Source organism: Shigella sp. FC1567, from assembly GCF_001743015.1.
Classification (GTDB): Bacteria; Pseudomonadota; Gammaproteobacteria; order Enterobacterales; family Enterobacteriaceae; genus Escherichia; species Escherichia coli.
In genome coordinates this window covers 1-15,170 of the sequence record NZ_MIIV01000199.1, presented here as the reverse complement: position 1 = coordinate 15,170, position 15,170 = coordinate 1, and the positions used below count along the sequence as shown (strand labels likewise).

At 50.9% G+C, this 15,170-nt stretch carries 14 protein-coding genes and 2 pseudogenes; 7 read left to right on the top strand and 9 right to left on the bottom strand.

The window, feature by feature from the left end:
- Nucleotide 1 precedes the first annotated feature (1 nt).
- From speD to BHE85_RS12825, 3 genes are all read right to left on the bottom strand, one after another.
- A complete protein-coding gene (speD, locus tag BHE85_RS12835) occupies nucleotides 2–796 on the bottom strand; it encodes an adenosylmethionine decarboxylase (RefSeq protein WP_000734287.1) in 795 nt (264 codons plus the stop codon).
- Nucleotides 797–811: 15 nt separating this feature from the next.
- Nucleotides 812–1,678 (bottom strand): polyamine aminopropyltransferase, encoded by an 867-nt coding sequence (gene speE, locus BHE85_RS12830; protein WP_000818420.1) that lies wholly within the window; start codon nucleotides 1,676–1,678, stop codon nucleotides 812–814.
- Between the two features lie 105 nt (nucleotides 1,679–1,783).
- Nucleotides 1,784–2,131, bottom strand: coding sequence for a YacC family pilotin-like protein (locus tag BHE85_RS12825; RefSeq protein WP_001295568.1), 348 nt, complete (start codon nucleotides 2,129–2,131; stop codon nucleotides 1,784–1,786).
- A 165-nt stretch (nucleotides 2,132–2,296) separates the two neighbouring features.
- On the opposite strand from BHE85_RS12825, the gene cueO reads away from it, so the two are divergent.
- Nucleotides 2,297–3,847 (top strand): multicopper oxidase CueO, encoded by a 1,551-nt coding sequence (gene cueO, locus BHE85_RS12820; protein ID WP_001189607.1) that lies wholly within the window; start codon nucleotides 2,297–2,299, stop codon nucleotides 3,845–3,847.
- A gap of 46 nt (nucleotides 3,848–3,893) precedes the next feature.
- Here cueO and gcd read toward each other — a convergent pair whose 3' ends face one another.
- Complete coding sequence (gene gcd / locus BHE85_RS12815) at nucleotides 3,894–6,284, bottom strand: quinoprotein glucose dehydrogenase (protein WP_004980343.1); 2,391 nt, start codon at nucleotides 6,282–6,284, stop codon at nucleotides 3,894–3,896.
- Nucleotides 6,285–6,489: 205 nt separating this feature from the next.
- On the opposite strand from gcd, the gene hpt reads away from it, so the two are divergent.
- A complete protein-coding gene (hpt, locus tag BHE85_RS12810) occupies nucleotides 6,490–7,026 on the top strand; it encodes a hypoxanthine phosphoribosyltransferase (protein ID WP_000683335.1) in 537 nt (178 codons plus the stop codon).
- A gap of 40 nt (nucleotides 7,027–7,066) precedes the next feature.
- Here the strand turns inward: hpt and can are convergent, their stop codons facing one another.
- A complete protein-coding gene (gene can, locus BHE85_RS12805) occupies nucleotides 7,067–7,729 on the bottom strand; it encodes a carbonate dehydratase (protein WP_000651584.1) in 663 nt (220 codons plus the stop codon).
- 108 nt (nucleotides 7,730–7,837) lie between these two features.
- Between can and BHE85_RS12800 the strand changes: the two genes are divergently transcribed.
- From BHE85_RS12800 to BHE85_RS12780, 4 genes and pseudogenes are all read left to right on the top strand, one after another.
- Nucleotides 7,838–8,764, top strand: coding sequence for an ABC transporter ATP-binding protein (locus tag BHE85_RS12800; RefSeq protein WP_000150634.1), 927 nt, complete (start codon nucleotides 7,838–7,840; stop codon nucleotides 8,762–8,764).
- Nucleotides 8,761–9,531, top strand: a complete 771-nt coding sequence (locus BHE85_RS12795; RefSeq protein WP_000972200.1) for an ABC transporter permease — start codon at nucleotides 8,761–8,763, stop codon at nucleotides 9,529–9,531. Before BHE85_RS12800 ends, BHE85_RS12795 begins: the two co-directional genes overlap by 4 nt.
- A gap of 104 nt (nucleotides 9,532–9,635) precedes the next feature.
- A complete protein-coding gene (locus BHE85_RS12790) occupies nucleotides 9,636–10,076 on the top strand; it encodes a PTS sugar transporter subunit IIA (protein ID WP_000901987.1) in 441 nt (146 codons plus the stop codon).
- 63 nt (nucleotides 10,077–10,139) lie between these two features.
- A pseudogene (locus tag BHE85_RS12780) lies at nucleotides 10,140–11,370 on the top strand (polysaccharide deacetylase family protein).
- A gap of 3 nt (nucleotides 11,371–11,373) precedes the next feature.
- On the opposite strand, the gene panD reads toward BHE85_RS12780, so the two are convergent.
- Nucleotides 11,374–11,754 (bottom strand): aspartate 1-decarboxylase, encoded by a 381-nt coding sequence (gene panD, locus BHE85_RS12775; RefSeq protein ID WP_000621515.1) that lies wholly within the window; start codon nucleotides 11,752–11,754, stop codon nucleotides 11,374–11,376.
- A 273-nt stretch (nucleotides 11,755–12,027) separates the two neighbouring features.
- Here panD and rpnC point away from each other — a divergent pair, with 273 nt between their 5' ends.
- Nucleotides 12,028–12,924 (top strand): recombination-promoting nuclease RpnC, encoded by an 897-nt coding sequence (rpnC, locus tag BHE85_RS12770; protein ID WP_000339939.1) that lies wholly within the window; start codon nucleotides 12,028–12,030, stop codon nucleotides 12,922–12,924.
- A 291-nt stretch (nucleotides 12,925–13,215) separates the two neighbouring features.
- Here the strand turns inward: rpnC and panC are convergent, their stop codons facing one another.
- The 3 genes and pseudogenes from panC to BHE85_RS27490 form a co-directional block, all read right to left on the bottom strand.
- Entirely contained in the window at nucleotides 13,216–14,067 is an 852-nt protein-coding gene (gene panC / locus BHE85_RS12765) for a pantoate--beta-alanine ligase (RefSeq protein ID WP_000905371.1), read from the bottom strand.
- 11 nt (nucleotides 14,068–14,078) lie between these two features.
- The gene (panB, locus tag BHE85_RS12760) at nucleotides 14,079–14,873 is read right to left on the bottom strand and encodes a 3-methyl-2-oxobutanoate hydroxymethyltransferase (RefSeq protein WP_000805451.1); all 795 of its coding nucleotides are present in this window, start codon (nucleotides 14,871–14,873) and stop codon (nucleotides 14,079–14,081) included.
- Between the two features lie 112 nt (nucleotides 14,874–14,985).
- Nucleotides 14,986–15,078: pseudogene (locus BHE85_RS27490) on the bottom strand (hypothetical protein); the annotation flags it as partial.
- Between the last annotated feature and the right edge of the window lie 92 nt (nucleotides 15,079–15,170).

Here is a 15,170-nt window from a genome sequence, read left to right as displayed (position 1 = left end):
GTTAAACAGCTGGCATATTGCGCCCGTAATAAATCTCGCGCATTTCTTTCCACAGCGCAGCGGTAATTTCCTGGCGCTCGCTGTCGGTTAAATCTTCCGGTTTGGTGTGGAACATGTAGTGCTTAAGGTCGAACTCTTTAAGCAACATCTTGGTATGGAAGATATTTTCCTGATAGACGTTTACATCCACCATGTCATACAGCGCCTTCATATCGTCAGACATAAAGTTCTGAATCGAATTAATCTCATGGTCGATAAAGTGCTTCATACCGTTAATGTCGCGGGTAAAACCGCGCACGCGATAATCAATGGTTACGATATCGGACTCAAGCTGGTGGATCAGGTAATTCAGCGCCTTCAGCGGAGAAATCACGCCGCAGGTAGAGACTTCAATATCGGCGCGGAAGGTACATAAACCACCTTCAGGATGGCTTTCCGGGTAGGTATGTACGCAAATATGACTTTTATCGAGATGGGCAACGACCGTTTCTGGCAGTGGGCCGGGGTGTTCTGTTTTGTCGATGAGTTTCGGGTCAACCGGTTCTTCACTCACCAGAATAGTGACGCTGGCACCCTGTGGTTCGTAATCCTGGCGGGCGATGTTAAGAATATTGGCCCCGATAATGGAACAGGTTTCTGACAGGATTTCGGTCAGACGGTTGGCATTATAGAGTTCATCGATATAAGCAATATAACCGTCGCGCTCTTCGGCAGTTTTGGCGTAGCAGATATCGTAAATACAAAAACTCAGACTTTTGGTCAGATTATTAAAGCCATGCAGTTTCAGTTTTTTCAATTTCTTATCTTCTCCTTAGGACGGCTGTGAAGCCAGTGCATCTTGCAGATACTGAGGTAAGGCAAAAGCTGCCGTATGGATTGCCGGATTGTAATAACGGCATTTCAGGCCAGAAGCGAGAAAACGCGCCTGAATAATTTCGGTTGAGAGATGGCGTAAGGCGTCGTTATCTGTCGCCCATGCAAAAGTCATGATACCGCCGTAATAGGTCGGGATCGCCGCCTGATAAAAGCCAACGTCGCTGAAGTAATGGCTGAGTTTGCGATGGCTGTCGATGGCTTCTTCCTGCTGTAAAAAGCAGACGCCGTTTTGTGCGACGAAGATACCGCTAGGATTCAGGCAACGTTTGCAGCCTTCATAAAATGCTGAGGTGAACAGACTTTCGCCGGGACCGATAGGATCGGTGCAGTCGGAGATAATGACATCAAAGGTCTGGCTGGTTTGATTAACGAAATTGACGCCATCGTCGATCACCAGCTTAAAGCGCGGATCGTCGTAGCTACCGGCGTTATGGTTGGGCAGATACTGACGGCAGAACGACACGACACCCGCATCGATTTCTACCATCGTGATTGACTCAACGTTTTTATGTCGGGTTACTTCACGCAGCATGGCACCGTCGCCGCCGCCGATAATCAGCACATGTTTCGCGTGACCGTGGGCCAGTAGCGGAACATGGGTCATCATCTCATGATAGATAAACTCGTCGCGCTCGGTGGTTTGTACTACGCCATCCAGCGCCATTACGCGACCAAATGCAGCGTTCTCAAAAATGATCAGATCTTGGTGATCGGTCTTTTCATGATACAGAACGTTATCTACCGCAAAGTACTGCCCAAACTGGTCGTGTAGCGTTTCATGCCACTGTTTTTTTTCGGCCATGGGTTGATACCTCCTTTGTTAACACCCGTAAAAAAAGGGCGCAACATAATAGCTAACATTGACCGCGGATGCACGGTCAATATTTCTACAAAAAGGTATCAGGGATTATTTGACGTAGGCAAGCAGGCTTAAGGAATCGCGGGCCAAGGCTTTGCACTTTTTAGCGACGGGAATGCCAATGCCGCTGAGATCGCGGTAGCTGTCTTCACCGAGGGCTTTCATGTCGAAGGTGTCGTAATTACTGAGATCCCACTGGTTTTGCTGGGCGAAAAAGACCAGTGCGCGACGAATTTGCCCGTTAGGTAAGTTCTGGTAACCACAATCGTTCTTCAGAAAGACAAAAACTGCCGTTAAATCGGCCATATCTTCGGCTTCAGACTCGCTGAGCGCGTAACTGTTTGCGCAAACGGCCATCAGGCTGCCGAATAACACTGTTCTGAAAAACGTCTTCATTGCTTCTACCAGGGGCTTAAAGAAGATAAACGTTAGCACACTGCGAGCGAGGCGACGACCATTATTGTCGATTAAATTGTGTCTGCGGCTTGACCTTCCCGTAAGGGGAAGGACTATGCTCAACGTTTGATTTTGTTTCGCCTGCTTAAGAATAAGGAAATAACTATGCAACGTCGTGATTTCTTAAAATATTCCGTCGCGCTGGGTGTGGCTTCAGCCTTGCCGCTGTGGAGCCGCGCAGTCTTTGCGGCGGAACGCCCAACGTTACCGATCCCTGATTTGCTCACGACCGATGCCCGTAATCGCATTCAGTTAACTATTGGCGCAGGTCAGTCTACCTTTGGCGAGAAAACTGCAACTACCTGGGGCTATAACGGCAATCTGCTGGGGCCGGCGGTGAAATTACAGCGCGGCAAAGCGGTAACGGTTGATATCTATAACCAACTGACGGAAGAGACGACGTTGCACTGGCACGGGCTGGAAGTACCGGGTGAAGTCGACGGCGGCCCGCAGGGAATTATTCCGCCAGGTGGCAAGCGCTCGGTGACGTTGAACGTTGATCAACCTGCCGCTACTTGCTGGTTCCATCCACATCAACATGGCAAGACTGGGCGACAGGTGGCGATGGGGTTGGCTGGGCTGGTGGTAATTGAAGATGACGAGATCCTGAAATTAATGCTGCCAAAACAGTGGGGTATCGATGATGTTCCGGTGATTGTTCAGGATAAAAAATTTAACGCTGATGGGCAGATTGATTATCAACTGGATGTGATGACCGCCGCCGTGGGCTGGTTTGGCGATACGCTGCTGACCAACGGTGCAATCTACCCACAACACGCTGCCCCGCGTGGTTGGCTGCGCCTGCGTTTGCTCAATGGCTGTAATGCCCGCTCGCTCAATTTCGCCACCAGCGACAATCGCCCGCTGTATGTGATTGCCAGCGACGGTGGTCTGCTACCTGAACCGGTGAAGGTGAGCGAGCTGCCGGTGCTGATGGGCGAGCGTTTTGAAGTGCTGGTGGAGGTTAACGACAACAAACCCTTTGACCTGGTGACGCTACCGGTCAGCCAGATGGGGATGGCGATTGCGCCGTTTGACAAGCCGCATCCGGTAATGCGGATTCAGCCGATTGCTATTAGTGCCTCCGGTGCTTTGCCAGACACATTAAGTAGCCTGCCTGCGTTACCTTCGCTGGAAGGGCTGACGGTACGCAAGCTGCAACTTTCTATGGACCCGATGCTCGATATGATGGGTATGCAGATGCTAATGGAGAAATATGGCGATCAGGCGATGGCCGGAATGGATCACAGCCAGATGATGGGCCATATGGGGCACGGTAATATGAATCATATGAACCACGGCGGGAAGTTCGATTTCCACCATGCCAATAAAATCAACGGTCAGGCGTTTGATATGAATAAGCCGATGTTTGCGGCGGCGAAAGGGCAGTACGAACGTTGGGTTATCTCTGGCGTGGGCGACATGATGCTGCATCCGTTCCATATTCACGGCACGCAGTTCCGTATCTTGTCAGAAAATGGCAAACCGCCAGCGGCTCATCGCGCGGGCTGGAAAGATACCGTTAAGGTAGAAGGCAATGTCAGTGAAGTGCTGGTGAAGTTTAATCACGACGCACCGAAAGAACATGCTTATATGGCGCACTGCCATCTGCTGGAGCATGAAGATACGGGGATGATGTTAGGGTTTACGGTATAAAAAGACCGTATTCGGAAATATGCCCGGATCTCTCCGGGCATTATGGTTATTTCACATCATCCGGCAGGGCATAAGCCACAATATAGTCGCCCATCTTCGTACCAAATGAACCGTGACCGCCTGCGGAGATCACCACATACTGCTTACCATTCACTTCATAGGTCATTGGCGTCGCCTGACCACCCGCTGGTAAACGACCCTGCCACAGTTTTTCACCGTTGCTCATGTTGTAAGCGCGCAGGTAGTTATCTGCCGTAGCGGCGATAAACAGCACGTTACCCGCCGTGGAGATTGGCCCGCCCAGCATCGGCATACCCATATTGAACGGCACCGGTACAGGCATCGGGAACGGCATACTGTCCTGCGGCGTACCAATACGTTTCTTCCACACCACTTCATTGGTTTTCAGATCCAGCGCCGAGATATAACCCCATGCTGGCTGTTTACACGGCAGACCAAACGGTGAGAGGAACGGGTTGAGCGTGACACCATACGGTACACCGTACTGTGGCTGAATGCCGGATTCCGTACCCGTGCCTTTGGCATCTTTCGGCTGCTCCATCGGGTTACCCGGACCGCGTGGGATCAGTTTCGAAACAAACGGCAGTGCCATTGGGTTGGCAATTGCCACTTCACGATTTGGATCAACGGAAATCCCGCCCCATTCAAACATTCCCAGGTTACCCGGGAAGACCAGCGTGCCCTGTTCAGATGGCGGCGTGAAAATGCCTTCATAGCGCATCTGGTGGAACATCACGCGGCACACCAGTTGGTCAAACATGGTGGCTCCCCACATATCCGCACCGCTCAAATCTTTCTTCGGACGGAAGCTCAGTTCAGAGAACGGCTGGGTCGGAGTAACGTAATCGCCTTTCGCAGCACCTTGCGGCACCGGTTTTTCCGGGGCCGGAACCACCAGTTCGCCATTGCGACGATCGAGCACAAAAATGTTGCCGGTTTTCGCCGGAGCGTAAATAACTGGCACTTTCTGACCATTAACGGTGATGTCCGCCAGCGTCGGCTGTGCCGGAAGATCCATGTCCCACAGGTCGTGGTGAACGGTCTGGTAGCTCCACGCCAGTTTCCCGGTAGTGGCATTCAGCGCCAGAATCGAGCTGGCATAACGTTCCTGTTCCGGTGTGCGGTTACCGCCCCAGATATCCGGCGTGGTCACGCCCATCGGCAGATAGACCAGATCCAGCTTCGCGTCATAGGCCGCTGGTGCCCAGGAGTTTGGCGAGTTAAAGGTAAAGGTGTGTTCGTCAGACGGGATTGCGTTCGGATCTTTCGCGCCGGGATCAAAAGCCCACAGCAGCTCCCCGGTGTTGACATCAAAACCACGGATCACGCCAGACGTTTCGCGGGTTGAGAAGTTATCGGTAACTGAACCTGCCATCACGATGGTTTTATCGGTGATAATCGGTGGCGAAGTCGGTTCATACAGACCCGGTTTGGTGTCTGGCATATTGCTTTGCAGATTGAGCACGCCTTTATTGGCGAAGGTTTCGCACAGTTTGCCGTTTTCAGCGTTAATCGCAATCAGTCGACCATCATTGACCGGAAGAATGATACGACGCGGGCAATCCGCCATCACTTCCGGCGAAGCCGTTTCTGCTTTGGCTTCATGATAAGAGACGCCACGGCAGGTTACGTGCTGGAAAGACTCGTTAGTTTTCAGCTTAGGATCGTAATGCCATTTCTCTTTGCCGCTGGCGGCATCGAGCGCAAACAGGCGCTGGTGAGCGGTACACAGGTAAAGGGTGTCGCCCACTTTAATCGGCGTCACTTCATTGGTGATTTCGCCCGGATCGTTCGGCTGCTTCACATCGCCAGTACGGAACACCCAGGCTTCTTTCAGATTATGGACGTTATCGGCGTTAATTTGTTTCAGAGGTGAAAAGCGTTGACCTTCCTGATTGCGACCATAGGCAGGCCAGTCCTGATCGGCAACGGGTGAGATAGCTTCCGTAGGTGTGGCATCGGCGCTTAAGGTGCCGTTGATTTCCTGCGGATCGTTAAATCCGGCCCAGGTCAGGATACTACCGCTAATCAGCAGTGCCACCACCAGTGCGGCAACTGCGCCGCTGGCAGGAATGACCAGGCGACGCCAGACAAACGGCAGGATCAGCCAGATGCCGAAGAAGACCAGAATATCGCTGCGCGGAGTCAGCGCCCAGAAGTCGAAACCAACTTCCCAGACGCCCCAAATCATGGTGCCGAGCAGCAGGGCGGCGTATAGCCAAAGCGCGGCACGTTTACTGCGCCACAGCATCCAGGCGACGCCGAGCATCACAAGGCCAGCGATAGGGTAGTACCAGGAGCCGCCAATCGCGACCAGCCAGCCTCCGCCAATGAGTAGATACAGCCCGCAAAGCGCTGCAAAAAGGACTGTTAGCGTGACGAGTAATCGTCGCGAGCCTGTATTGTTAATTGCCATAAAGAGACACCATTTCAATTCATTAATATTTTAGTAGCAATTAATTATAGGTTTTAACATGTGTGATCGTCATCACAATTCGAGCTTTATTAACAGATTCCGCGAATGAATAGTTTTACTGGTATACTGCGTGTCTTGCGCTTTGTTGCGGTGCCAAAACCTGCCCGTGCGAAGTGATTTGTTTTTAAATCATATGGTTAGAGATATGAAACATACTGTAGAAGTAATGATCCCCGAAGCGGAGATTAAAGCGCGTATCGCCGAACTGGGTCGTCAGATTACTGAGCGTTACAAAGACAGCGGCAGCGATATGGTGCTGGTGGGTCTGCTGCGTGGCTCATTTATGTTTATGGCGGACCTGTGCCGTGAAGTTCAGGTATCTCATGAAGTCGACTTTATGACCGCCTCCAGCTACGGTAGCGGCATGTCCACCACCCGTGATGTGAAAATCCTCAAAGATCTGGATGAAGATATCCGTGGCAAGGACGTGCTGATTGTTGAAGATATCATCGACTCGGGGAATACACTGTCGAAAGTGCGTGAGATCTTAAGCCTGCGCGAACCGAAGTCGCTGGCGATTTGTACGCTGCTGGATAAACCGTCCCGTCGTGAAGTGAACGTCCCGGTAGAATTTATCGGTTTCTCGATCCCGGATGAGTTTGTGGTGGGTTACGGCATTGATTACGCACAGCGTTACCGTCATCTGCCGTATATCGGCAAAGTGATTCTGCTGGACGAGTAAGTGTGAAGTTGCCGGATGTGTTGCATCCGGCATGGCATTTTTATTTGTGGTTGGCGTGTTTCAGCTTGAGGTTGGAAATCCCGTGACGGTAACGTTGCTCAAGGGTTTCGCGGTTGGTGGCAGTAACATCCAGATCACGCAGCAAGCCGTCGTGAATGCCATAGGCCCAGCCGTGAATGGTAACTTTCTGCCCGCGTTTCCACGCTGATTGCATAATGGTGGAGTGGCCTAGGTTATACACCTGTTCCATGACGTTCAGTTCACACAAGGTATCCAGACGGCGCTCTTGCGGCATTTCGCCGAGCAATGAGCTATGTTTGAACCAGATATCGCGGATATGCAGCAGCCAGTTGTTGATAAGCCCCAGTTCCGGGTTTTCAACTGCGGCTTGTACGCCGCCGCAACCGTAGTGGCCACAGATAATAATGTGTTCAACTTCTAGTACATCCACTGCATACTGAACCACGGAAAGGCAGTTCAGGTCGGTGTGAATGACCAGGTTAGCAACATTACGGTGAACAAAGAGTTCGCCCGGCTCAAGACCGGTTAAACGTTCTGCAGGAACGCGACTGTCGGAACATCCAATCCATAGAAAGTGCGGTTTTTGCGCTTGTGCCAGTTTCTCAAAAAACCCGGGATCCTCTTCCACCAGCATTTTTGACCATAGTGCATTGTTGCTGATGAGTGTATCTATGTCTTTCATGGAGGTTAACGACCTGTAACCAAATAATTACGTTTGGCTAATATAGGGTAACTCCGGGACGATTTAAACCACAGATAAAGTGTAAGAACGTAAGGTAAGTAAAAATTTATGACCATTGCACTGGAACTTCAACAGCTTAAAAAAACCTATCCAGGCGGCGTTCAGGCGCTTCGTGGAATAGATTTGCAGGTCGAAGCGGGTGATTTTTATGCGCTTCTCGGGCCGAACGGGGCCGGGAAATCGACCACTATCGGTATTATCAGCTCTCTGGTAAATAAAACCTCCGGGCGGGTCAGCGTATTTGGTTACGATCTCGAGAAGGATGTCGTGAACGCTAAACGTCAGTTGGGACTGGTGCCGCAGGAATTTAACTTCAACCCGTTTGAAACCGTGCAGCAAATTGTGGTGAATCAGGCAGGGTACTACGGCGTGGAGCGCAAAGAAGCGTACATCCGCAGCGAAAAATATCTCAAACAACTCGATTTATGGGGAAAACGCAACGAACGTGCGCGTATGTTATCTGGCGGGATGAAGCGCCGTTTAATGATTGCCCGTGCGTTAATGCATGAACCTAAACTACTGATTCTCGACGAACCGACCGCAGGCGTGGATATTGAACTTCGCCGCTCAATGTGGGGCTTTTTGAAGGATTTAAACGACAAAGGCACCACCATCATTCTCACTACACACTACCTGGAAGAAGCAGAAATGCTGTGCCGCAATATCGGCATTATTCAACACGGTGAGCTGGTGGAAAATACCTCGATGAAGGCGCTGCTGGCGAAGCTGAAATTGGAAACCTTTATTCTCGATCTCGCACCGAAAAGCCCGTTACCGAAGCTCGATGGCTATCAGTATCGACTGGTCGATACCGCGACGCTGGAAGTTGAAGTGCTGCGTGAGCAGGGGATCAACAGCGTATTTACGCAGTTAAGTGAGCAGGGCATTCAGGTATTAAGTATGCGTAACAAAGCTAACCGTCTGGAAGAGCTGTTTGTTTCACTGGTTAATGAAAAACAAGGAGATCGCGCATGATGCATCTTTACTGGGTGGCGCTAAAAAGCATCTGGGCGAAAGAGATCCATCGCTTTATGCGTATCTGGGTGCAGACGCTGGTGCCGCCAGTCATCACCATGACCCTTTACTTTATTATCTTCGGTAACCTGATAGGTTCGCGTATTGGCGATATGCATGGCTTCAGCTATATGCAGTTCATCGTACCGGGGCTGATCATGATGTCGGTGATCACCAATGCCTACGCTAACGTCGCGTCATCATTTTTTGGTGCCAAGTTCCAGCGTAATATTGAAGAGCTGCTGGTAGCGCCGGTTCCGACTCACGTCATTATTGCCGGATATGTCGGCGGTGGCGTGGCGCGTGGTCTGTTTGTTGGCATTCTGGTGACGGCAATTTCACTGTTTTTTGTGCCGTTTCAGGTGCATTCGTGGGTATTCGTTGCCTTAACCCTGGTGCTCACGGCGGTGCTATTCTCCCTTGCGGGTTTGCTGAACGGCGTGTTTGCCAAAACGTTCGATGACATCAGCCTGGTGCCAACCTTTGTGTTAACGCCACTCACGTATTTGGGCGGGGTGTTTTACTCCCTGACTTTGTTGCCGCCGTTCTGGCAAGGGCTGTCGCACCTGAACCCAATCGTTTATATGATCAGTGGTTTCCGCTACGGCTTCCTCGGTATAAATGATGTGCCGCTGGCCACTACCTTTGGCGTACTGGTGGTCTTTATTGTGGTGTTTTATTTGATCTGTTGGTCGCTGATCCAACGTGGACGTGGTTTGCGTAGCTAAGGCTATTTCCTCTCCTCTGGATTCGGGGGAGAGGAGTTTTGACGGCTATCACCCTTTATCAACAATGGTCAGGATAGACTGATTTTCGGCTAAGGAGGAAGGCGATGTTAGGTTGGGTAATTACCTGTCACGATGACCGGGCGCAAGAGATACTGGATGCGCTGGAGAAAAAACATGGGGCACTTCTTCAGTGCCGGGCCGTGAATTTCTGGCGCGGATTAAGCTCTAATATGCTCAGCCGCATGATGTGCGATGCTCTGCATGAAGCGGACTCTGGTGAGGGTGTCATCTTCTTAACCGATATAGCCGGAGCGCCACCGTACCGCGTGGCTTCATTATTAAGCCATAAACACTCCCGTTGTGAAGTGATTTCTGGTGTCACGTTACCGTTAATTGAACAGATGATGGCTTGCCGTGAAACCATGACCAGTTCAGAGTTTCGCGAGCGTATTGTCGAACTGGGTGCGCCGGAGGTGAGTAGTCTTTGGCACCAACAACAAAAAAATCCGCCTTTTGTCCTCAAACATAATTTGTATGAGTATTAACCCGCGATTCTGATGGCGCTTTTGCTACAATACAAGCGTTGTTTCACCCTCGGTTATTTTTTCATGTATAAACAAGCTGTTATTCATCCTGCTGATGCTGTTTACCGCAAGCGTTAGTGCCGCGTTACCTGCCCGTTATATGCAAACCATCGAAAATGCTGCGATCTGGGCGCAAATTGGCGACAAGATGGTGACCGTGGGGAATATTCGGGCCGGGCAAATCATTGCCGTGGAGCCCACTGCCGCAAGTTATTACGCATTTAATTTTGGCTTTGGTAAAGGGTTTATCGATAAAGGGCATCTCGAGCCAGTTCAGGGGCGACAAAAAGTTGAAGACGGTTTGGGTGACCTCAACAAGCCGCTGAGTAATCAGAACTTAATTACCTGGAAAGATACGCCGGTCTATAACGCGCCGAGTGCGGGCAGTGCGCCATTATGGGGTACTGGCGGACAATTTGCGCTACCCGATTTTGCATAAACTGAAAGACAGGTTAAATCAAACCTGGTATCAGATCCGTATTGGCGATCGACTGGCCTATATCAGCGCGCTGGATGCCCAACCCGATAATGGCCTGCCGGTGCTAACCTATCACCATATTCTGCGCGATGAAGAAAACACCCGTTTTCGCCATACTTCGACGACCACCTCAGTACGCGCTTTCAATAACCAGATGGCCTGGCTGCGCGACAGGGGATACGCGACACTGAGCATGGTGCAGCTGGAAGGTTACGTGAAGAATAAGATCAATCTCCCTGCGCGAGCGGTGGTGATTACCTTTGATGATGGCCTCAAATCGGTGAGCCGCTATGCGTATCCCGTGTTGAAACAATATGGCATGAAGGCGACGGCGTTTATTGTTACCTCGCGCATCAAACGTCACCCGCAGAAGTGGGACCCAAAATCGCTGCAATTTATGAGCGTTTCTGAACTTAACGAAATTCGCGATGTTTTTGATTTCCAGTCACATACCCATTTTTTGCATCGGGTGGATGGTTATCGCCGCCCCATATTACCGAGCCGTAGTGAACACAATATTCTGTTTGATTTTGCACGTTCACGCCGCGCTCTGGCGCAATTTAATCCGCATGTCTGGTATCTTTCGTATCCGTTTGGCGGATTTAATGACAAAGCCGTGAAGGCAGCAAACGATGCCGGATTTCACCTGGCGGTGACAACCATGAAAGGCAAAGTAAAACCGGGGGATAATCCGTTGTTACTAAAACGACTTTATATCTTAAGAACGGATTCGCTGGAGACGATGTCGCGCTGGTGAGTAACCAGCCGCAGGGATAACAATCAAGCAACCTGTACCGGAATCGCTTTCGCGGTACGTTTCATTTCATTGTCGCCTTCAAAATAGGCGACGTTGGGTCGCCAGGTGCGAGCTTCTTCATCTGGCATGGTAACGAAGCTGGCGATGATGACAATATCGCCGACACTGGCGCAGTGGGCCGCCGCACCGTTAACAGAAATAATTCTCGAACCGCGTTCTGCCGCGATGGCATAAGTGGAGAAACGCTTGCCGTTGGTGACATTCCAGATATCAATGGCTTCGTTTTCGAGAATACCGGCTGCGTCAAGAAAATCCTGGTCAATGGCGCAAGAACCTTCATAGTGTAGGTCCGCATGAGTCACTTTCACGCGGTGGAGTTTGCCCTGCAGCATCGTGCGAATCATAACTTCTACCTTTCTACCCTGTCGTTAACGAAGCAGGCGATGCCTGCTTTGAGGAAATTCTCACGCAGTATTGCCCGATTTTTGTTTAGTGTCTACTCATCTGACGGCATTTACATCAGCAGTTTGCGTACCGTGCCGAAGCGTGCCATGTAACGGCTGTAACCAATTGAAATTTCTCTGAACGCTGCTCGGTAAACACTAAAGAGGTGGCTGACGATGGCACGCCTTGACTGGATACTGCCTTCACGCAAGACAACACGGAAGGCAGGGAAGATGGATGCACCGAGTACCACACCGCATGATGCAGTGTTTAAACAATTTTTAATGCACGCGGAGACGGCTCGCGACTTTCTGGAGATACATTTGCCAGTGGAATTACGAGAACTTTGTGACCTCAACACGCTTCATTTAGAGTCGGGGAGTTTCATTGAAGAGAGCCTGAAAGGACACAGCACGGACGTGCTCTATTCCGTGCAAATGCAGGGCAATCCCGGTTATCTGCATGTTGTGATTGAACACCAAGGCAAGCCGGATAAGAAAATGGCCTTTCGCATGATGCGTTATTCTATTGCTGCCATGCACCGGCATCTGGAGGCGGATCACGATAAGCTGCCGCTGGTGGTGCCGATACTGTTTTATCAGGGCGAGGCCACACCTTATCCGCTCTCAATGTGCTGGTTTGATATATTTTACTCGCCGGAGCTGGCACGACGCGTCTATAACAGTCCTTTCCCGCTGGTGGATATCACCATCACACCGGATGACGAAATCATGCAACATCGGCGGATTGCGATTCTCGAACTACTGCAAAAACATATTCGCCAGCGCGACTTAATGTTATTGCTGGAGCAACTGGTCACGCTGATTGACGAAGGGTACACTAGCGGAAGTCAGTTAGTTGCCATGCAAAACTATATGCTGCAACGCGGTCATACTGAACAAGCGGATTTGTTTTATGGTGTGCTGAGAGACAGGGAAACGGGAGGGGAGTCTATGATGACGCTGGCGCAGTGGTTTGAAGAGAAAGGGATTGAGAAGGGGATTCAGCAGGGAAGACAGGAGGAAAGGCAAGAATTCGCCCAGCGTTTTCTGAGTAAAGGGATGTCTCGGGAAGACGTTGCAGAGATGACAAATTTATCTCTTGCTGAGATTGATAGGCTGATTAACTAAGTTGTCTGCGTTATGAATAATTGCTTACAGACGCCATCGCCATGACGTGGGGCAAATTAATAATTGGCGCCATCAGCCGTAGCGCCAGTTATACTCGTCATACTTTAAATTGCATGTGCTGTGTCTGCGTTCGCTAACCCCAGTCACTTACTTATGTAAGCTCCTGGGGATTAATGAGAGACATCCATGTCTCTCACCGAAGGCCAGCCTGCGGCTGGGCAAATTCGTTCCTGACGAATTTGTCACTCGCTTGCCGCCTTCCTGCAACTTGAATTATTTAGAGTAAAAGCATTACGCCAGTTCGACGATTTTGTTGTCGATCAGGCGGGCATCGCCAAGCCAGGCGGCTACCAGAATTACAGCTCGTTTGCTGGTTTCAGAGACTTCCAGCAACGTGTCGGCATCGCGAATCTGAATATCATCGGCGCGGAAGCCTTTTTCATTCAGTTCTTGCCCTGCAATGGCAATAATTTCATCAAGATCCCGCTCGCCAGCCTGCAATTTGTCGGCAATTGAACTTAAAACTTTGTACAGACCGGGCGCAATTTTGCGTTGTTCCGCCGTCAGATAACCATTACGGGAACTGAGCGCAAGGCCATCTTTGGCGCGCATAATCGGGACGCCGACAATTTCAATATCGAAGCCCATATCGGCAACCATTTTGCGGATTAGCGCCAGTTGCTGAAAGTCCTTTTCACCGAAGCAGGCGATGTCCGGCTGGACCAGGTTAAACAGCTTGCTGACGATAGTCGAAACGCCGCGAAAATGCCCCGGACGGCTCGCGCCTTCCAGCATGGTCGAAAGCCCGGGAACGTCAACGTAAGTATGGGTTTCAGTACCGTTCGGGTAGATCTCTTTTACCGAAGGGGCGAAAACTAAATCCACTTTACGTTTGTTTAGCTTCTCGCAGTCCTCCTGCAAGGTCCGTGGATAACGTGCCAGATCTTCCGGGCGGTCGAACTGCATCGGGTTAACGAAAATACTGACGACGACCACATCGGCGCGGGCTTTGGCTTCGTCGACCAGCTTCATATGGCCATCGTGCAGATTACCCATAGTAGGCACCAGCGCCACGCGCTTGCCTTCCATACGCAGGCGGCGAATTTGCTGACGCAGCAGCGGCAGGGTTTCGATAATTAACACAACGTGACTCCTTAATGGAAACTGTGTTCTTCGCCCGGATAAACGCCGGACTCCACTTCAGCCATATACTGCCGCACAGCCGCGCGGATGTCGCCCGTTTCGGCGAGGAAATTTTTAGCGAATTTAGGAATGTGACCGCCGGTAATGCCGAAGGCGTCGTGCATCACGAGGATCTGCCCGTCAGTGACGTTGCCTGCGCCAATGCCAATAACCGGGATCGCCAGTGCTTCGGTAATACGTTTTGCCAGTTCAACCGGCACGCATTCCAGCACCAGCAGCTGTGCCCCAGCGGCTTCTAAGGCTAATGCATCGCTGAGCAGTTGATCGCCCGCTTCATCGCCGCGCCCCTGAACTTTGTAGCCACCGAAAATATTCACTGACTGTGGGGTTAAACCTAAGTGACCACATACAGGAACGGCACGTTCGGTCAGCATTTTTACGGTTTCGACCAGCCACTCACCGCCCTCAATTTTGACCATATTGGCACCGGCACGCATAACCGTTGCGGCGTTTTCAAAGGCTTGTTCCGGCGTGGCATACGCCATAAACGGCAGGTCAGCCAACAGCAGGCAGTTTGGCGCACCACGACGTACGGAGGCAGTGTGGTAGGCGATATCGGCAACGGTCACCGGCAGGGTGGAGTCGTGACCCTGAACCGTCATGCCCAGCGAGTCGCCTACCAGCATGACGTTAAGTCCTTCATCAGCAAATAGTTTCGCGAAGCTGTAGTCGTAAGCGGTGATGGTCGCGAAACGCTTTTTATCCTGCTTACATTTCTGAAGTGAAGCAATGGTGGTCGGTTTCATAACGTGTCCTGATAAATGATGTCGTGTTGCCTGGCATTTTATCAGTCACATTGGTGGGGGCAATGATTTATCAATTACCGCACCGCCAGATGATGGCGGTGCGGTGGACTTATTAAGGGTAGGTTACCTGGAAAGTACTGGTGGCTTTAAACTCACCAGCTTCTATTGGTATAGTTCCATCCTGTTGTAGCGTGGCCTTGAAGTGGTCAACAAAAACTGGCCACCGAGTTAGAGTTTTTCCAGTATCGATTTTCCGATTCGTTTGGGGGGAACCCACCGTTATATTCGTGCGGTCTT